The organism is Pseudomonas sp. RIT-PI-S (assembly GCF_025642975.1).
Lineage (GTDB): Bacteria > Pseudomonadota > Gammaproteobacteria > Pseudomonadales > Pseudomonadaceae > Aquipseudomonas.
Genome location: NZ_JANZKJ010000002.1, coordinates 134200 through 152292 on the forward strand (window position 1 = coordinate 134200; position 18093 = coordinate 152292).

Annotated in this window: 15 protein-coding genes; 2 read left to right on the top strand and 13 right to left on the bottom strand. The window is 63.2% G+C overall.

Annotated elements, in window-relative coordinates; genetic code table 11:
* Positions 1-67: 67 nt before the first annotated feature.
* The 7 genes from purU to OGL93_RS04735 form a co-directional block, all read right to left on the bottom strand.
* A complete protein-coding gene (purU, locus tag OGL93_RS04705; RefSeq protein ID WP_263261221.1) occupies positions 68-925 on the bottom strand; it encodes a formyltetrahydrofolate deformylase in 858 nt (285 codons plus the stop codon).
* 196 nt (positions 926-1121) lie between these two features.
* Positions 1122-1754 (bottom strand): sarcosine oxidase subunit gamma family protein, encoded by a 633-nt coding sequence (soxG, locus tag OGL93_RS04710; protein WP_263261222.1) that lies wholly within the window; start codon positions 1752-1754, stop codon positions 1122-1124.
* A gap of 27 nt (positions 1755-1781) precedes the next feature.
* On the bottom strand, positions 1782-4799 hold the full coding sequence (locus OGL93_RS04715) for a sarcosine oxidase subunit alpha (RefSeq protein WP_263261223.1): 3018 nt from the start codon (positions 4797-4799) through the stop codon (positions 1782-1784).
* The gene (locus OGL93_RS04720) at positions 4796-5125 is read right to left on the bottom strand and encodes a sarcosine oxidase subunit delta (RefSeq protein ID WP_263261224.1); all 330 of its coding nucleotides are present in this window, start codon (positions 5123-5125) and stop codon (positions 4796-4798) included. The genes OGL93_RS04715 and OGL93_RS04720 overlap by 4 nt, the downstream gene beginning before the upstream one ends.
* Before the next feature lie 14 nt (positions 5126-5139).
* Positions 5140-6390 (bottom strand): sarcosine oxidase subunit beta family protein, encoded by a 1251-nt coding sequence (locus OGL93_RS04725; protein WP_263261225.1) that lies wholly within the window; start codon positions 6388-6390, stop codon positions 5140-5142.
* Between the two features lie 15 nt (positions 6391-6405).
* Entirely contained in the window at positions 6406-7659 is a 1254-nt protein-coding gene (gene glyA / locus OGL93_RS04730; protein WP_263261226.1) for a serine hydroxymethyltransferase, read from the bottom strand.
* A gap of 129 nt (positions 7660-7788) precedes the next feature.
* Positions 7789-8988, bottom strand: a complete 1200-nt coding sequence (locus OGL93_RS04735) for an MFS transporter (RefSeq protein WP_263261227.1) — start codon at positions 8986-8988, stop codon at positions 7789-7791.
* A gap of 708 nt (positions 8989-9696) precedes the next feature.
* On the opposite strand from OGL93_RS04735, the gene OGL93_RS04740 reads away from it, so the two are divergent.
* Positions 9697-10734 (top strand): low specificity L-threonine aldolase, encoded by a 1038-nt coding sequence (locus OGL93_RS04740; RefSeq protein WP_263261228.1) that lies wholly within the window; start codon positions 9697-9699, stop codon positions 10732-10734.
* A 69-nt stretch (positions 10735-10803) separates the two neighbouring features.
* Here OGL93_RS04740 and OGL93_RS04745 read toward each other — a convergent pair whose 3' ends face one another.
* From OGL93_RS04745 to gbcB, 4 genes are all read right to left on the bottom strand, one after another.
* Positions 10804-12738, bottom strand: coding sequence for a methyl-accepting chemotaxis protein (locus OGL93_RS04745; RefSeq protein WP_263261229.1), 1935 nt, complete (start codon positions 12736-12738; stop codon positions 10804-10806).
* Between the two features lie 173 nt (positions 12739-12911).
* A complete protein-coding gene (locus OGL93_RS04750; RefSeq protein WP_263261230.1) occupies positions 12912-13214 on the bottom strand; it encodes a cell division protein ZapA in 303 nt (100 codons plus the stop codon).
* The gene (locus OGL93_RS04755; protein WP_263261231.1) at positions 13211-13441 is read right to left on the bottom strand and encodes a hypothetical protein; all 231 of its coding nucleotides are present in this window, start codon (positions 13439-13441) and stop codon (positions 13211-13213) included. Before OGL93_RS04755 ends, OGL93_RS04750 begins: the two co-directional genes overlap by 4 nt.
* A gap of 333 nt (positions 13442-13774) precedes the next feature.
* Positions 13775-14875: a glycine-betaine demethylase subunit GbcB gene (gene gbcB / locus OGL93_RS04760; RefSeq protein ID WP_263261232.1), complete on the bottom strand. Its 1101-nt coding sequence runs from the start codon at positions 14873-14875 to the stop codon at positions 13775-13777.
* Positions 14876-15177: 302 nt separating this feature from the next.
* Here gbcB and gbcA point away from each other — a divergent pair, with 302 nt between their 5' ends.
* On the top strand, positions 15178-16473 hold the full coding sequence (gbcA, locus tag OGL93_RS04765; protein WP_263261233.1) for a glycine-betaine demethylase subunit GbcA: 1296 nt from the start codon (positions 15178-15180) through the stop codon (positions 16471-16473).
* Positions 16474-16492: 19 nt separating this feature from the next.
* Here gbcA and OGL93_RS04770 read toward each other — a convergent pair whose 3' ends face one another.
* Both OGL93_RS04770 and OGL93_RS04775 read right to left on the bottom strand, forming a co-directional pair.
* Positions 16493-17197, bottom strand: a complete 705-nt coding sequence (locus OGL93_RS04770; RefSeq protein WP_263261234.1) for an RHS repeat-associated core domain-containing protein — start codon at positions 17195-17197, stop codon at positions 16493-16495.
* Positions 17198-17319: 122 nt separating this feature from the next.
* Positions 17320-18090 (bottom strand): electron transfer flavoprotein subunit beta, encoded by a 771-nt coding sequence (locus OGL93_RS04775; RefSeq protein WP_263261235.1) that lies wholly within the window; start codon positions 18088-18090, stop codon positions 17320-17322.
* Positions 18091-18093: the final 3 nt, after the last annotated feature.

Here is an 18093-nt window from a genome sequence, read left to right on the forward strand (position 1 = left end):
AGCGGCGGAAGGCCTTACAACCCGTCGCACCTGTTCGGGGGCCAAGCCCCGCTCCTACAGCTTGTCGCTACAGCACTACCGTCCTGTTGGCGTTGAGAAACACCCGCCGCTCGATGTGGTAACCCACTGCCCGGGCCAGGGTCAGGCATTCGATATCGCGGCCCTTGGCGACTAGGTCTTCGGCGTAATGGGTGTGGTCCACCACTTCTACGCCCTGGGTGATGATCGGGCCTTCGTCCAAGTCGTTGTTGATGTAGTGCGCCGTGGCGCCCACCAGCTTTACGCCCTTGTTGTAGGCCTGGTGATAGGGCTTGGCGCCCTTGAAACCAGGCAATAGCGAGTGGTGGATGTTGATGGCCCATCCGTCCAACCGACGGCACATTTCCGGGGACAGCACCTGCATGTAGCGGGCAAGGATCACCAGCTCGGCGCCGGTCTGCTCGATCACCTCCAGCACTCTGCGCTCCTGCCCGGGCTTGTCGGCGGGGTCCAGCGGGAAGTGGTGGTAAGCGATGCCGTGCCACTGTGCCAGGGGCTCCAGGTCTGGGTGGTTGGACACCACCGCCATTACGTCCATGGGCAATTGGCCGATGCGTTGTCGGTAAAGCAGATCATTGAGGCAGTGATCGGCCTTTGACACCATGATCACCACCTTGGGCCGGTACTGCGGTGGGGTCAGCTCGAAGTTCATATCGAAGCCGTCCACCCGCTCGGCGAGGCCGGCACGGAAGCCCTGCTCGTCGAAGCCTTGCGGCTGGCGGAATTCCACCCGAATGAAAAACCGCGAGGACAAACGATCGTCGAACGAATGGTGCTCGGTGACGTAGCAGCCTTGCTCGAAGAGGTAGCGCGTGACCGCATCCACGGTGCCGAGCCGGCTGGGGCAGTCGGCGGCAAGAATCCAGGTATCAGGGGCGCGGCTCATGGGGTTCTCCTGGGGACATAAAAGGCGGCTATGGCGTTTGGGGGCCCTGTGGGGCCGGGCAAAGCCCGGGAACGAGCTCAACACTAGGTTCGCAGGCTTGCGCCGGCCCCCACAACGCTTATGTGAAGCCGGTCGCCAGCAAGCTTGGCGGCTGCACGCCGATAGGCTGGCCAGGAACCATAGAATCTAGAGGGTCTCATTCCACAATCGCCAACCCATACTCCGCGCTCGCATCCTGCAACCACAGCCACCAATAATCGGCGAAGCTGCGACGGATGACCAACTCCCAGGTGTCTTCGGCCACGCGCCGGATAATCAACTGAGACTTGGCGAACACCGTGCCTACCGCCTTGCCCACCGGGAAGTTGTTCGGGTGCACGTCATAGCTGGTGGATTTCATCAGCAACTCACGCACCTTCGGCCCACTGAGCTCCAGCACCGTTTGCCCACCGCTGACGTTCACGACTTGAATATGCTGGCCAGCCAATTCCTCACGCAGGCGTTGCTCGGCGGCGAACTCTTCGCCGCGAGGGCAAATGAACAGCCATTCGTCTGGGCCCATCCATTGCAGCGTGGCTTCTCCATTGGCCACCACCGTCAGCGCCACCGGCAGCTCCAGGCCAAGGGCCTTGTACACGCCGCCAGCGAAGGCGGCATCGCTGCCGTCGCCGCGCAGGGTCAGGTGCCCTTGCAGTTTTTTCTCCCGCAAGGTCACTCCGGCAGAAGCCCGCCCCTTGCCAACCAGGCTGGGCAGGTCGGCGTGGTGCAGCGGCGACTCGGCCTTCGCCGCTTCCGAAGGGCGCTGCAGGTATACGTTGACTGTGCTCATTTCAAACCCCTTCAAAAAAGACCCTGGTCATACGTTCTGCCGCTCGCCCTTAGGGTCGACGAACACCGAGGCGCAGATTTCCGCTTCGATCGCGCTGCCATCGGCCAGGGGCGCCCAAACTTTCTCGCCCATGCGCTTGAGCCCACCTTTGACTACCGCCATGGCGAATGAGCGGCCCAGGGTGGGGCTCATGTAGCTGGAGGTCACGTGGCCGACCATGCTCATGGGAATGGCTTGCTTAGGGTCGAACACTAACTGGGCGCCTTCGGGCAACACGCGGTTGGGGTCCACCGGCTTGAGGCCAACCAGTTGCTTGCGGTCATCGCGTAGGCAGTCTTCGCGGTTCATGCCGCGCCAGCCGATCCATGAGAACGGCTTGGTACGGCCCACGCACCAGCCCATGTTGAGGTCATCCGGAGTGACCGAGCCGTCGGTGTCCTGGCCAACGATGATGAAGCCCTTCTCGGCCCGCAGCACGTGCATGGTTTCAGTGCCGTAAGGCGTGAGGTTATAGGCCTTGCCGGCCTCGGCGATGGCTTCGAGTACCCCCATGGCGTAGTCCGCCTGGATGTTCACTTCATAGGAAAGCTCACCAGTGAAGGAGATCCGGAAGACCCGTGCCGGCACGCCGGCGACCTTGCCTTCCTGCCAGGTCATGAAGGGGAAGGCGTCCTTGTCCAGGTCGATGTCCGTGACCTGGCTGAGCAGCTTGCGGCTGTTGGGCCCCGAGAGGGTGAGCGTGGCCCAGTGGTCGGTCACCGAGGTGAAATACACCTTCAGTTCCGGCCACTCGGTCTGGTGGTAGATCTCCAGCCACTGCAACACCCGGGCGGCGCCACCGGTAGTGGTGGTCATCAGGAAGTGATTATCCGCCAGGCAGGCGGTCACCCCGTCGTCGAAGACCATGCCGTCTTCCTTGCACATCAGCCCGTAGCGCGCCTTGCCCACGTCCAGTTTGGTCCAGGCGTTGGTGTAGATGCGGTTGAGAAACTCGCGGGCGTCCGGGCCCTGGATGTCGATCTTGCCGAGGGTGGAAGCGTCCAGCAGGCCTACGCTTTCACGCACGGCCTTGCATTCGCGCGCCACGGCCGCGTGCAGGTCTTCGCCGCGCCGCGGGAAGTACCAGGGGCGTTTCCACTGGCCCACGTCTTCGAACTCAGCACCTTGCTTCACGTGCCAGGCATGCAGCGCGGTAAAGCGCACGGCGTCGAACAAGTGGCCGCAGTTACGCCCGGCCACCGCGCCGAAGGTCACGGGTGTGTAGTTGGGGCGGAACATGGTGGTGCCCATCTCGGTGATGGAGATGCCCCGCGAACGGGCGGCGATGGCCAGCCCATTGATGTTGCCCAGCTTGCCCTGATCGGTGCCGAAGCCCAGCGCGGTATAACGCTTGACGTGCTCGACCGATTCGAACCCCTCGCGGGTCGCCAGCTCGATGGCTGCGGCGGTGACGTCGTTCTGCAGGTCCACGAACTGCTTGGGCGCGCGTGCAGTGGCTTTGTCGTGCGGCACTTGGAACAGCGCCAGGGTCGGTTCCTCCTGGCGAGTCACTGCCTGGGGCAACACTCCTTCCACGAACTTGAACCCGGCCTCGGCCGCTGCCCGAGCGCCTCCTTCGAAGCCATCGGCCAGGGTGTCGGCCAGCGCATATACACCGTTGATACCACCTACGCACACGCGCTTTTGTGGCGCCTCGCCGGGCACAAAGCCAAGGATGTCCTCACGCCAGATCGGCTTGCCGCCCAGGTGGGAAGCCAGGTGCACCACCGGGCTGTAGCCACCGGAACTGGCAACCAGGTCGCAATCCAGCCATTCGCCGGGGCTCGTGACCTTCATGGCCTTGGCATTGATGGCCGCGATCCGCGCACTGGTTACCCGGCGCGCCCCCCGGGTTTCGATCACCGCGCTGCTGGTCAACACACGCACACCCTTGGCGCGCGCCTCGTCAACCAGCGCGCCCCGTGGGTTGGGCCGGGCATCGGCGATGGCCACCACTTGCAGGCCGGCATCAAGCCAGTCCAGCGCCGCGCGGTAGGCATGGTCGTTGTTGGTGCTCAGCACCAGTTGCTTGCCCGGTGCCACGCCATAACGGCGCACATAGGTCGACACCGCGCCGGCGAGCATGTTGCCGGGCAGGTCGTTATTGCCATACACCAGCGGCCGTTCGTGGGCGCCGGTGGCGAGCACCACGCGCTTGGCGCGTACCCTGTGCACGCGCTGGCGCACCTGGCCAATAGGCGCGCGCTCGCCCAAGTGGTCGGTGAGGCGTTGATGAATGGTAAGGAAGTTATGGTCGTGGTAGCCGTTGACGGTGGAACGCGGCAGCAGCGTAACGTCCGCCAGCCCGCGCAGTTGCGCCAGCACCTCAGCCACCCATTCGGCGGCAGGCTTGCCGTCGAGAGTGTCGCGGCTGTCGAGCAGGCTGCCGCCGAACTCTTCTTGTTCGTCGGCGAGGATCACCCGCGCTCCACTGCGGGCCGCCGCCAGCGCCGCGGCCAGGCCCGCAGGGCCCGCGCCCACCACCAGCACGTCACAGTGCTGGTTCATGTAGTCGTACGTGTCCGGGTCGTTCTCGGTTGGCGAGCGGCCCAGGCCCGCGGCCTTGCGGATGTACTTTTCGTAGGTCATCCAGAACGACTGCGGGTACATGAACGTCTTGTAGTAGAAGCCTGGCGGCATCAGCTTGCCGCCGACCTTGCCGAGGATGCCCATCAGGTCGTTGTTCACGTTGGGCCAGCCATTAGTGCTGCTGGCCACCAAGCCAGGGTAGAGCGCTTGCTGGGTCGCGCGCACGTTAGGAATCTGCGTGGCCTCGGTGGCGCCGATCTGCAGCACCGCGTTGGGCTCTTCGCTGCCAGCGGCGACGATGCCGCGCGGGCGCGAGTATTTGAAGCTGCGCCCCACCACGTCCACGCCGTTGGCCAGCAAGGCCGAGGCGAGGGTGTCGCCTTCGCAGCCTTCGTAGCGCTGGCCGTTGAAGGTGAAGTGAATGCGCGTGGCGCGGTCGATACGGCCGCCTTTGGACAGGCGATTGACCTGGCTCATACCTTTTCCCCTTGCTCGCGGGCCACCGGCTGGGCCGTGATCGGCTTGCCAGTCACCTGCGGTTTGGCACCGATCGGATAGGTTTCGAAGATTTCGTAGGTCAGGGTGTCGCGGCTCATGTTGAAGTACCGCCGACACCCGGCAGCATGGTTCCACAGCTCATGGTGGATGCCCCGCGGGTTGTCGCGGAAGAACATGTAGTCGCCCCACTGTTCGTCGCTGCACGCGGCAGGGTCGAGCGGGCGTGGAATGTGCGCCTGGCCAGCGACATGAAATTCCTCTTCGGAACGCGCTTCGCCGCAATACGGACAGAAGATGTGCAGCATGGTGGTGTCTCCGGTCAGTGGGCGACGGCGGCAGCGCCGTGTTCGTCGATCAGCGCGCCGTTATGGAAGCGCTCGATGGAAAAGGGCTTGGCCAGCGGGTGCATTTCGCCCTTGGCCAGGCTGGCGGCGAAGACGTTGCCCGAGCCGGGCGTGGCCTTGAAGCCGCCGGTGCCCCAGCCGCAGTTGAAGAACAGGTTCTGCACTGGGGTTTTGCTGATGATCGGGCAAGCGTCCGGGGTGGTGTCGACGATGCCGCCCCACTGGCGGTTCATGCGCACCCGCGACAGCACCGGGAACATCTCCACGATGGCTTGCAAGGTGTGCTCGATCACTGGGTACGAGCCGCGCTGGCCATAGCCCAGCCAGCTGTCGATGCCGGCACCGATCACCAGGTCGCCTTTGTCGGACTGGCTGATGTAGCCGTGCACGGCGTTGCTCATGATCACGCTGTCGATGATTGGCTTCAGTGGCTCGGACACCAGCGCTTGCAGCGGGTGGGACTCGAGCGGCAGGCGGAACCCTGCCAGGCGCGCCATGTGCCCGGAGTTACCGGCAGTGACCACGCCTACGCGCTTGCCGCCGATAAAGCCGCGGTTGGTTTCTACCCCGACCACCACGCCGTTCTCCTTGCGGAAACCGGTAACCTCGGTCTGCTGGATCAGATCCACGCCCAGGGCATCGGCCGCCCGGGCGAAGCCCCAGGCCACGGCGTCGTGGCGGGCAACACCACCGCGGCGCTGCACGGTGGCGCCCATGATCGGGTAGCGGGTGTTCTTCGAGCAGTCCAGGTAAGGGATTTCCTCGGCCACTTGTTGTGCATTGAGCAACTCGCCATCCACACCATTGAGGCGATTGGCGCTCACCCGGCGCTCGGAGTCGCGCAGGTCCTGCAGGGTGTGGCAGAGGTTGTACACGCCACGCTGGGAGAACATCACGTTGTAGTTCAAGTCCTGCGTCAGGCCCTCCCACAGCTTCATCGCGTGCTCGTAGAGGTGCGCGGATTCATCCCACAGGTAGTTCGAGCGCACGATGGTAGTGTTGCGCGCGGTATTGCCGCCGCCGAGCCAGCCTTTCTCCACCACGGCCACGTTAGTGATGCCGTGCTCCTTGGCCAGGTAGTACGCGGTCGCCAGGCCATGGCCGCCGCCACCAACGATGACCACGTCGTACACGGCCTTGGGCGTGGGCGTGCGCCACATGCGCTGCCAGTTTTCGTGATGGCTGAGGGAGTGCTTGAAGAGGCCGAAGCCTGAATAGCGCTGCATGATCGGTGCTCCAGCTCAGCGGTAAACCGGGAATTCGGCGCACAGTGCGCTGACCTGGGCCGCCACGCGGGCCTCTTGGTCGGCGGCGCCGAGGTTGTCGAGAATGTCGCAGATCCACCCAGCCAGCGTCTGGCACTGCTCCACCTTGAAGCCGCGGCTGGTCACCGCCGGGGTGCCGATGCGCAAGCCCGAGGTCACGAACGGCGACTGCGGGTCATTGGGCACGGCGTTCTTGTTCACGGTGATATGGGCGCGACCCAGGGCGGCATCGGCAGCCTTGCCGGTAAGGCCTTGGCGGATGAGGCTGACCAGGAACAGGTGGTTATCGGTGCCGCCGGAGATCACGTCGTAGCCGCGTTCGATAAATACCCCGGCCATGGCCTGGGCGTTATCGATCACCTGCTGCTGGTAGGCCTTGAAGCCAGGCTCCAGCGCCTCCTTGAAGCACACCGCCTTGGCGGCGATCACATGCATCAACGGCCCGCCCTGGCCGCCGGGAAATACCGCGGCGTTGAGTTTCTTTTCCAGCTCCTCGTTGGCCCGCGCCAGGATCAACCCGCCACGCGGCCCGCGCAGGGTCTTGTGGGTGGTAGTGGTGACCACGTCTGCGTAGGGCAGCGGGTTGGGATACAGCCCGGCGGCGACCAAGCCGGCGACGTGGGCCATGTCCACGAACAGGTAGGCGCCGACCTTGTCGGCGATTTCGCGAAAACGTGGGAAGTCGAGGGTTTTCGAATAGGCCGAGAAGCCAGCGATGATCATTTTTGGCTGGCATTCCAGCGCCAGGCGCTCCACTTCGTCGTAATCGATCAGGCCGGTGGCGGTGTCCAGCCCATACTGGACGGCGTTATACAGCTTGCCGGAGAAGCTCACCTTGGCGCCGTGGGTCAAATGGCCGCCGTGGGCCAGACTCATGCCCAGCACGGTGTCGCCCGCTTGCAGCAGGGCCAGGTACACAGCGGCGTTAGCCTGGGAACCCGAGTGCGGTTGCACGTTGGCGTAGTCGGCGCCGAACAGCTGTTTGGCGCGGTCGATGGCCAGTTGCTCTACCTGGTCTACGTATTCGCAGCCGCCGTAGTAACGCTTGCCCGGGTAACCTTCGGCGTACTTGTTGGTCAGGCCGCTGCCCTGCGCTTGCATCACCCGCTTGCTGGTGTAGTTCTCCGAGGCGATCAGCTCGATATGGTCTTCCTGGCGCTGCTCTTCGGCATTCATCGCCGCCAGCAGCGCGTCGTCATATCCCTGAATCTGGTCTTGCTTGCTGAACATCGCGGGTCTCCCAGCGCTGGTGGCGCCTGTTGTAGGGGGCTATGTCAGCGATGGTAGGGCCGGGGCGGGTGGGCCAGATGCCCATGGGCGCCTTGAAAAGCTTCGTTTACGACATGCCGCCTCATTCTCTCAGGAGCGGGCAGATTGTGTTTCTGGCAGCTCTGTCACGTACACCTGGTGGTAAATACGGTAGGCCGCGAATAATGTGACGCTGATCGCCAGCGCCATCAGCATCGACACCATAGGGGGATGTTCGCCTACCATGTAGAGCGCCAAGCCCACCGCTGGCAACACTGCCTGGTTCAGCAACACCATCAGCGAGGACACTCCAGCCAAGCGCTGCGGTGGCACGACGCGAATGCGCAGGTTGCGGCTGAAGTTATTCATGAACACCTTTGCACCAATACTCAATGCGTACAGCGCCAAGAAACCTGCCAGGTAGCCTTGCGATGCGATCATCAGCGCACTGGCCGAAGCGGTGATTACGGCTGCGGCCACGAATAACCGTAAGGAGGCTACGGTGCGCGTGAGGCGCGAGTAAAGCAGCGTAGCCGCCACCCCGCACACGCCCGCGCACATATCGACAAAGGCGAAATACTGGATAGGCAATTGCATGGCGCGATCAATCAAAGCGACTGCACTGGCCTCCACCAGGCCGTCGAAGGCATTGTTGCCGACCGCCAACAAGATCGAACTTAGTAACAGTGGCGTGGCTATGATCAACCTTAGATTGGCACGATACGCCTGATCGGCGCTCGCTGGCTCAATCGGTGGATTCTTCGGAATGCCACTGATGAAGAAGTAACAGGCTCCATTGACAGCGTACATGGCTGCCGTAAGTAGCAATAAATTGATCACCCCAGTGGCATACCCCGCCAGCCCCGCCACAGGACCTATTACCATCGCCAACTGATCAATGCGGCACAGTATGTTGACGTCTCGATCTATATTTTTACTGGCCAGGGCAATCATTTTCTCGTAGGCAATCAAACTTTGCGCATTGCCGATGGCCACCAACCCACTTAATAGACCGCCCAATAAGGTGAGGGTAAGCGGGTCGGGGTCATTCAACAGCACCGCTACCATTATTAGACACCCGCCCAGCTTAACCATATCGGACACCACAGAAACCGGCCGCACTCCCCAACGGTCAATCGATGCGCCCACCAAGGGGGTCACGAGCACCCGAGGCAGCCACGCCATGGCATAGGTCAGGCCGGACATGGCCAGGCTACCCGTAAAGCCGTAGACCATCACAGGCACCAGAAACGCTAACAGGCCATCAGCGGTAAGGACTAGCAGCAGCAGCGCCGATAATGTTCGGCTCATCGGGCAGATGCCGATCTATTACTTGCCTCTCTGGTTAGAACGACCTTGACCTTTTTCCCCGTGGCCGGATCTTCCACCAAAATAGCTTTAGGTGTTTCAAATACTGGCACTGTAGCCATTGCCTGCTTCTGGCGTTCAGCCATCTCTTCCAGATATTCCAGGGAGGCGGGATTTTTTAGCGTTTCGAAAACCGGGTAATTCTTATCTCGCAACGGCCAATCGATTACAACCGGCACCTTGATGATTGTCTCGATTATTTACCGTGTCAAATCACAGATTTCTGTACTAAGTCTATTTAGCGAGGGCCGGGAAATATATTTGTAAAAGTCTGCAGGACATTTCCCTTATATAGGTAGGAAATTTCGGAAATAATAGAATTTTTCTGGAAGCTTCATCAAAAAGGGGAGAAGCCTGTAAAATTTAGCAATACTTCCAATCGCTATTTTCAACGAAACGGTTTGCCCTTATAGGGCCGGTTGCTAGCCCAAGAACAGGTAGCAAGGCCAACGGGCCAAAAATGATGTGGCCAAGCCTGCACTATCCGAGTGAACACCACCGCTGCCATTCGCAGGTTTCGCCAGCGCCTGTCAGCGGCCAGCAACCGCAACGCCACCAGATATCCACGCCTATGCGCGCTGCATCAACGCCCATACCCCTTAGCCACCGCCAAGCGTAAAGTAGCCGGGTCCCTGAATATGGAAACGCCCCATGCACGAGCAAAGCCAACAGTTCGCCAGCGATAACTACTCAGGCGTGTGCCCCGAAGCCTGGGCGGCGATGGAAGCGGCCAACCATGGCCACCAACGCGCCTATGGCGAGGACGAGTGGACCGCCCGCGCCGCGGATTATTTCCGCCGGCTGTTCGAAACAGATTGCGAAGTGTTTTTCGCCTTCAACGGTACCGCGGCCAATTCCCTGGCGCTGTCGGCCCTGTGCCAGAGCTACCACAGCGTGATCTGCTCGGATGTCGCCCACGTGGAGACCGACGAATGCGGCGCGCCGGAGTTTTTCTCCAACGGTTCCAAGCTGCTGACCGCGCGCAGCGAGGCCGGCAAACTCACCCCCGAGGCCATCCGTGAAGTGGCGCTCAAGCGCCAGGACATCCACTACCCCAAGCCACGGGTGGTCACCCTTACCCAGGCCACCGAGGTCGGCACCCTCTATCGCCCCGAAGAGCTGAAGGCGATCAGCGCCACTTGCAAGGAGCTGGGCCTGAGCCTGCACATGGACGGCGCCCGCTTCGCCAATGCCTGCGCCTCCCTGGGTTGCAGCCCGGCGGAGCTGAGCTGGAAGTCCGGCGTGGACGTGTTGTGCTTTGGCGGCACCAAGAACGGCATGGCGGTCGGCGAGGCCATTTTGTTCTTCCGCCATGAACTGGCCGAGGACTTCGACTACCGCTGCAAGCAAGCCGGCCAACTGGCGTCGAAGATGCGCTTCTTGTCGGCCCCCTGGGTCGGGTTACTGGAAAACAATGCCTGGCTGCGACATGCCCAACATGCCAACGCCTGCGCCCGGCTGCTGGCCGAACTGATCGCCGACGTGCCGCAGGTAAGCCTGATGTTCCCGGTGGAGGCGAACGGGGTGTTCCTCAACATGCGGGAGCCGGCCATTGCCGCGCTGCGCGAGCGGGGCTGGCGTTTCTATACCTTCATCGGTGGCGGCGCGCGCTTTATGTGCTCGTGGGACATCGACCAGGCACGGGTTCGCGAACTGGCCGCGGATATCCGCACCGTGGCCAACCTGTAGCAGCCGGTCATCTGGGGGGCTGGCGCCGCCTGGGAACAACATCGCCCCCAGGCTGCGCCCCCACCAGTATCAAAGCTTGAAGCCCCCCATCTGCCGCTTCAGCGCGTCGGCCAGGGCCATCAACGCCTGGCATTGCTCACGGCAATCGCGCACTTCCGCGGCGGTCGAGCGCGCCAGGTCCGAGATGCCTTGTACGTTACGGTTGATCTCCTCGGTGACCGCCGACTGCTCCTCGGTAGCGGTCGCAACCTGATGGTTCACGTCGCTGATGCGCTCCACCTGCCCGCTGATCGCCGCCAGGGACGCGCCCGTACGCTCGCTGGCCGCCACGCCGTTGCCGGTAGCCGCCTGGCCAGCCTGCATCGAGGCCACGGCATTGTCGGCGCCCTGCTTGAGGCGCTGGATCATCGCCTGAATCTCATCGGTCGAGGCTTGGGTACGCTGCGCCAGCGTGCGCACTTCGTCCGCCACCACCGCGAAGCCACGGCCCAGGTCGCCGGCGCGGGCGGCCTCGATGGCGGCATTGAGCGCCAACAGGTTGGTTTGCTCGGAGATGCTGCGGATCACCCCAAGCACTTGGTCGATCGAAGCGACCTCGTTCGCCAGCTGCCCTACTGCATCGGCGGCGACGCCGATGTCATCGCTCATGCGCTGGATGTGTCGAAGCGAGCCCTCCACCACCTGCCCGGCCCGCGAGGCTTCGTCCCGTGCCGCCTGGGATTCGCTCGCTGCGGTACCGGCGTTGTGGGCGATCTCTTGCACGGTGAGGCCCATTTCGTGAACGGCGGTGGCGACCATATCAGTCATTTCCTGCTGGCGGTCCGCGCGGGTGGTAGTGTTTTCGACCACCTGCGTCACCCGGGCCACCGTCTGACCGAGGCGTTCGGTCGTGGTCAGCACTTCGCCAATCAGGTCACGCTGGCTGCCAAGGAAGCGGTTGAAGCCCCGCGCCAGGTCGCCGAGTTCGTCACCGCGTGCCTCGTTCAGGCGGTGGGTCAAGTCCCCGCCGCCGCTACCGATCTGCACCAGCGCCGCCGTCACTTGGCGGATGGGCTTGACCAGGCCACGCGCCAACCACACCACCAACACCAGGCAGAGCAGGGCAATGCCCAAGCCGATCAAGCTGGCGGTAAGTGTCGCTTGCCGCGCCTCGCCGAAAATCTGCGCCTCCGGCACCTCGGCCACCAGGGTCCAGTTCACTTCACGCAAGGGCAGCGCCAGCGCCAGCCAAGGCTCGCCATCGCGGTCGAAACGAGCCTGGGTCAACGCGGTTTTGCCCAGTAACGAGCCGGCTGCCGGGGCGCCGATCTGCTCGGTCAAGGTGCGCTTTCCGCTGAAATGCGCATCCGGGTGCACCTGAATCAGGCCATCCGGCCGCACCAGGTAAACCTTGCCGCGCTCGCCGAAGGCATAGCCGCTCACCAGGGTGGCCAGCTTATCCAGGCTCAGGCCCAGGCCGGCGATACCCAGGGCGCGACCGTTGGCCTCCACCCGTTGGTCGATGAACAACGTCAGCTTGCCGGTGGCGGCATCGGTGTCGATGGCCAGCGTGCGAGGCTTGCCGCTGTCGAGGAAGGAATAGAACCAGCTGTCCTGAGGGTTACCGCGGCTGAGGGTCCGCTCCAACCCTTCCGCGCCGTAATAGTGCCCAGAGGCGGCCGGCGCGATCATGGTCGCGAAAGCTCCTTGCTCAGCCTTCACGCCAGCCAGGTAGCGCACAAACGCATCCGCCTGGGCAGGATCTTCCCCGCCTGCCAGCCAGTCCCTGACCATGGTGTTGTTGCCGAGCGCGCTCGCCGCGCTCAGCGGGCCGGTCAGCAGGCGTTCGATGTCGTTACGGGTGGCTTCGACACTGGCCGGCAAGGCGGTATCGACCAGGTAGGTCTGGGCCAGGCGGTTGATGATTACGGTATACAACCCAACCACGATAAGCAGGCTCGCGATCAACGCGGCGCCCATGCTCAGAATCAATTTCCACTGGATACTGCGTTGCCACAACTGCATGACGGCTCCTCGAGGCATAGTCTGCCAGGCGCCTGCAACCGTCATGCCGGTTGTATACAGTTTGCAGGCCCTGCGGCGCGACACTGTGCCGCGCCTTGCTATGGTGGACCGTAATTGTGAGGGTAGGACTCAATCTCGCGCCGGAGCGTATCAACCAACGGGCAGTCGCCAGCCTACTCCGCTGCCTTACCCACGGTGCGCTCGAGCTGCTCGACCGTCGCGTTCACCTGTTGCTCGTATTCGGCAAGCGCCTCGCGATGTTCGCGCCGGGCTTCGAGCAGTTGTGAACAGATGTTCATCGCGGTCAGCACCAGCAGGCGATCCCCCAGCAGCGTGGGGTGCTTCTTCTTGGTGTCGGCCAGGCTTGCCTTGAGCATCATGGCGGCCTCGAACAGGGTTTGCTCCTGGTCGGCGGGGGCACGCAGGGTGTAATCGCTGCCGAGGATTTCGACCACTCGGGTCGTGCTCTGGCTCATGCGTCAACCGGCTCGGGGCTGACCCGCTCGATCAACGCCTGGATGCGCGCAGCCGTCGCCCCCTGTTGTTCCTCTTGCTCGAGCAGGCTGATCTGCAGGCTGTCGTTTTCATCCCGGGCATGGGCCAGCTCGGCGCTCAGTTTACCGTTCGCCTCGGCCAATCGCCGGTTCTGCTCCAGCAAATCGCCGACCAGCGCTTCCAGTTTGTTCAGGGATGCTTCCAACATGGGGGTACTCGAACCAGGGTGAAGATAGAAAGGGCGCGTACGATAAGAAAAAAGCGCCCGGGTCGCCAGCGCGAGGTGCGTGCCAAACTGAAAAGGTGACTGGCCCGCCGCTACGCATTGGGGCATGGACTGGCAGAAAAGTGTGAGGTTCCCCGCAAACCCAGACACTGGACGGGCGGTCGCCATGCAGCCTTCGCTGCCGATGACGAATCGGCCGGTGCCGAAAGGTTCGCAGGCCGGCGGCCAGTTTCTACAGGTAAACCTCAGCCTTCCATTTAGCCCTGCTCCACCGTAGGCGCCCCGCGGCCTACGGCGCCTCCGGGGGAAACAGCGCTAATACTCGATGCGCACATCCCCCCGCGGCACGCTGCAGCACGCCAGAATGTACCCTTCGGCTTCGTCATCCTCGGTAATGCCACCGTTGTGGTCCATCTCGACCTCGCCGCTGAGCTTGAGCACCTTGCACGTCCCGCAGATGCCCATCCCGCAGGCCTTGGGGATCGTCAGCCCAAGCTTGGCGGCGGCGGCGTGCACGGTTTCGCCGGGGCTTACACGGATGCTCTTGCCGGTATCGACGAACTCCACCTGGTGCAGGTCCGACGCCGGCACCTCCGGGGCCTCGGCGGCTTGCTCGGCCTGTTCTACCGCGTCGGCGCGGGCGTCGGCGGGGGTCGCGCCGAACGACTCCTCATGGTAGCGGCTCATGTCGAAGCCCACCTGCTCCAGCAGCCGCTTCACTGCGGTCATGTAGGGCGTGGGCCCGCAGCAAAACACCTCGCGGTCGAGGAAGTCTGGCGCCATCAGCTCCAGCATTGGCCGGTTCAGGTAGCCTCGATAGCCGGCCCAAGGCTCACCCAGGCCGTGCTTCTCGCAGATGATGTGCAAGGCAAAGTTGGGGATGCGCGCGGCCATCTGCTCCAGCTCGCGCTGATAGATCACATCCTTGGGTGAGCGCGCGCTGTGCACGAAGACCATGTCCACATTGGCGTTGGTGTCATAGAACCAGCGGGCCATGGACATCACCGGAGTGATGCCCACCCCGCCGCTCAGGTACAGCACCTTCTGCGAGGGGTAGTCGATGGCGTTGAACAGCCCCACCGGCCCATGTACCGCCAGCTCCTGGCCTTCGTGCAGGGTCTCGTGCAACCAGTTGGATACCCGGCCACCAGGGACCCGCTTGATGGTGATCGAAAAACTGTAGGGCACCGAAGGTGAGCTGGAGATCGTGTAGGAGCGCATCACCGGCTGGCCGTCGATTTCCAGCTCCAGCGTGACGAACTGCCCCGGCTTGAAGAAAAACATCACTGGCTGGTCGGCCATGAAGCAGAACGTGCGCACGTCCCAGGTTTCCTGGATCACCTTGACGCAGCGCACCACGTGACGACCGTTGGCCCACGTCTGGGTGTTGACCGGGTTGAGGAAGTTGCTGGACATGCTTGTCTCTCCGCAGCCGACCGTCGGCCTCTTGTTCTCGATTCTGCGTGGCGCCACAGGGGGCGTCTTACCTGTTCGCGACATCGGCATGCTTGTGGCGACCAGCCTTGCCAGCGCAGGCTTTGCTGGTCGGGAACGGATCCGGCCATGTCGCCCATGGATAAGGTTCTGCGGCCATTGGCAAGCACACTCCACCGCATATAGAACGCGGCTGCAATGCAAAGCCGCGCCAATCGTGACGCGCGATTTCGCGCAACCTGTAGCCAAAGTGCGCCGGCGCGCCGGCCTTGAGGATTTAAACGATGGACGTCACCCAGAACCTGAGCCTTGGCGACCCCCTGGAACCCGCGCGCAATGCCACCGCCCACATGCTGCAAACCCGGGAGCGTACCTTTTCGCTGCCGCAGCCGTTCTACACGGATGAGCGCCTGTTCGACATCGACATGCAGGAGATCTTCCACAAGGAATGGCTGATCGCCGGGATGACCTGCGAGATCCCGAAGAAGGGCAACTACCTAACCCTGGAGATCGGCAAGAACCCGGTCATCGTGGTGCGCGGCGCGGATAATGCCATCCATGCCTTCCATAACGTATGCCGCCACCGCGGCTCGCGCCTGTGCGCTGGGGAAAAGGGCAAGGTGGCCAAACTGGTGTGCCCCTACCACCAGTGGACCTACGAGCTGGACGGCCGCTTGCTGTTCGCCGGCAGCGAGATGGGCAGCGACTTCGACATGAAGGCCTATGGCCTCAAGCCGGTGGCGGTCAAAAGCGCCGGCGGCTACATCTTTATCAGCCTGGCGCAGAACCCACCCGCCATCGACGAGTTCCTCCAGACGTTGGGCCATTACATGGAGCCCTACGACATGGAGAACACCAAGGTCGCAGTGCAGACCACGCTGCGCGAGAAGGCCAACTGGAAGCTGGTGATCGAGAACAACCGTGAGTGCTACCACTGCACAGGTTCCCATCCGGAGCTGCTCAACACGCTGCTGGAATGGGACGACACCAACGACCCCCGCGCAGACCAAGCCTTCAAGGACCACGTAGCGCAGTCCGCCGCAGCCTGGGAAGCGGAAAACATCCCGTACTTGCACGCCAGCTTTGGCCTGCGCAATCGCATCGTGCGTATGCCGCTGCTCAAGGGCACCGTGTCCATGACCATGGACGGTAAACCTGGCTGCAACAAGTTGATGGGGCGGATCAAGAACCCGGACCTAGGCTCGATGCGCATCCTTCACCTGCCGCATGCCTGGAACCATTGCATGGGGGATCACGTGATCGTGTTCACCGTATGGCCGATCAGCGCCCAGGAAAGCATCGTCACTACCAAATGGCTGGTGCACAAGGATGCGGTAGAGGGCGTGGACTACGACCCCGCCCGCCTGCGCCAGGTGTGGGACGCCACAAACGACCAGGACCGCCGCCTGGCCGAGGAAAACCAGCGCGGGATCAACTCCACCGCCTACCAGCCTGGCCCTTACTCGAAAACCTACGAGTTCGGCGTGGTGAATTTCATCGACTGGTACAGCGAGCGCATGCTGAGCAACCTGGGGGCGGCGCCGGCGCCCTATCTCAAGGGAGTCGCCACCGCCGACTGACAGCGGCTCGGGCAAGCACCTACCGGCGTGCCAATATCCGCCCCTCCATGCCGGACGGCCCCGCTCTCACACCGGGGCCTAGCGGCCCGCCGAACAAACGGCCCAGTACTCTATAGGGGCCAGCCTCAATCATGGCTGGCACACTGACCGACAGGCGCAACGCCGCGGCAGTCACCGCCAGGCCGACCCCCGCCCAAGCGAGCGGGGTAGCCACGGGAGACTCCGGTGAGCGGGCGTTGATACTCAACGAAGCGATCGAAACAGCCGCCCCCATGATCGAGGCGAACGCTGCCCAGCGCATGGCGGGCTTTATCTGCTTGGCACTGGTGCTGCCAATGGTGCCTACGTGCATGAATAACGTTGACACACTGCTCACCAAGCCTGCGATCGCGATGGCGCTGAAGGCCTCACCGTCGGGATCACGGCGGTTTACCGGCTCGGCAGCGCAGTATGCGTAGCTATTCAGGCCGCCCTTATCGAATGGGCTGTATAGGTCAGGGCGCAGAAAACGGCCCATTTCGGTTGAATAGCTTCGGTAACCGTTACCCAATGCGTAGTGACCCGTACCCGGCTCGCGCCACTGGCCATTGAACGCAACGCGGCCGCGCGCGTGCCGATGGCTCGCGGCGCCGAATGGGCGGTAGTTGATGTGACGGATCACAGGGGTGCGACGCACGGCCAGCACGCTGTGGGCCCGGTCGGTGGCAAACAAAGAATAGGTCATGGCCTTTCCCGGCAGTTTGCCGTCACCTTAGGCGAACCCCCTTAGGTAGCCTAGCTAGCAGTTTGATGGGGTACTCGCGGAAAACCCCAGCCCGGTGAGGCGCTCGGCTATGGCTGCGGACACTACCGCACCACCCCCTCCTCCACCAGCAACTTGAGAATCGCCTCCGCGCCCACTTGCGCGCTCACCCCCTTGAGCACCTGCCCACCGCCGCCGCTAGCCTTGGCCGTGGCGGCTTTCATGCGATCGGCGCCGCTTTTGGCCTTGATCACCTTCAGCCGTTTGGGGCGAGGCTTGGCGGGTTGCAGGGCATTGCCGTCGAGCAACTCGTCGAAGGCCACTTCAACGTCATGAGGCAATAACTCACCTCGCTGGGCGGGGCCGTATGCGCTCTGCCTGGCTTTGGGCCCAGCGCTGTCCACGGTGGCGAGCATGGGCAGGCGCACATTCAAGCGGCGCCTTTGCCCCCTTGGCAGGGCCTGGAGCACTTGGGCCACGCCGTTCTCGATGCGCTCCACTTCGGCAAGGCCTACGACCACCGGCCAACCCAGGCGCTCGCCCAGCAGGTACGGCAACATCCCAGAGCCCTCACCGGTTTCGGCCTGCGTACCGGTCAGCACCAGCTGAGCCCCGGCGTCGCGCAAGTAGTCCACCAGCCCGGGCAAAGCGTCCGCCCCCGCTGGTTGCTCCAGCACATGCAACTGCGCCAGGCCCATGCCCAGGTAATCGCGCAGGGCTGGCTCGGCGACGTCGCCGGCGTGCAGCACCTGCAAGTTATCGCCAGCCAGGCGCAGGCCCAGCTCGACCGCGCGAGCGTCCTGTTCGGCGCGGCGGGCCCTTCCTGAGGTGGGATGGGCACCGATCGACACCAGGCTTACCACTTTGCTGTTCATTGA

What these genes read in the sequence shown, in the direction of transcription:
- OGL93_RS04725 (WP_263261225.1), bottom strand. Translation starts at nt 6,390, where the DNA reads ATGCAGCGCTATTCAGGCTTCGGCCTCTTCAAGCACTCCCTCAGCCAT.
- OGL93_RS04740 (WP_263261228.1), top strand. Translation starts at nt 9,697, where the DNA reads ATGCACGAGCAAAGCCAACAGTTCGCCAGCGATAACTACTCAGGCGTG.
- glyA (WP_263261226.1), bottom strand. Translation starts at nt 7,659, where the DNA reads ATGTTCAGCAAGCAAGACCAGATTCAGGGATATGACGACGCGCTGCTG.
- OGL93_RS04770 (WP_263261234.1), bottom strand. Translation starts at nt 17,197, where the DNA reads ATGACCTATTCTTTGTTTGCCACCGACCGGGCCCACAGCGTGCTGGCC.
- OGL93_RS04715 (WP_263261223.1), bottom strand. Translation starts at nt 4,799, where the DNA reads ATGAGCCAGGTCAATCGCCTGTCCAAAGGCGGCCGTATCGACCGCGCC.
- soxG (WP_263261222.1), bottom strand. Translation starts at nt 1,754, where the DNA reads ATGAGCACAGTCAACGTATACCTGCAGCGCCCTTCGGAAGCGGCGAAG.
- OGL93_RS04775 (WP_263261235.1), bottom strand. Translation starts at nt 18,090, where the DNA reads ATGAACAGCAAAGTGGTAAGCCTGGTGTCGATCGGTGCCCATCCCACC.
- purU (WP_263261221.1), bottom strand. Translation starts at nt 925, where the DNA reads ATGAGCCGCGCCCCTGATACCTGGATTCTTGCCGCCGACTGCCCCAGC.
- OGL93_RS04745 (WP_263261229.1), bottom strand. Translation starts at nt 12,738, where the DNA reads ATGCAGTTGTGGCAACGCAGTATCCAGTGGAAATTGATTCTGAGCATG.
- OGL93_RS04755 (WP_263261231.1), bottom strand. Translation starts at nt 13,441, where the DNA reads ATGTTGGAAGCATCCCTGAACAAACTGGAAGCGCTGGTCGGCGATTTG.
- gbcA (WP_263261233.1), top strand. Translation starts at nt 15,178, where the DNA reads ATGGACGTCACCCAGAACCTGAGCCTTGGCGACCCCCTGGAACCCGCG.
- OGL93_RS04735 (WP_263261227.1), bottom strand. Translation starts at nt 8,988, where the DNA reads ATGAGCCGAACATTATCGGCGCTGCTGCTGCTAGTCCTTACCGCTGAT.
- OGL93_RS04720 (WP_263261224.1), bottom strand. Translation starts at nt 5,125, where the DNA reads ATGCTGCACATCTTCTGTCCGTATTGCGGCGAAGCGCGTTCCGAAGAG.
- OGL93_RS04750 (WP_263261230.1), bottom strand. Translation starts at nt 13,214, where the DNA reads ATGAGCCAGAGCACGACCCGAGTGGTCGAAATCCTCGGCAGCGATTAC.
- gbcB (WP_263261232.1), bottom strand. Translation starts at nt 14,875, where the DNA reads ATGTCCAGCAACTTCCTCAACCCGGTCAACACCCAGACGTGGGCCAAC.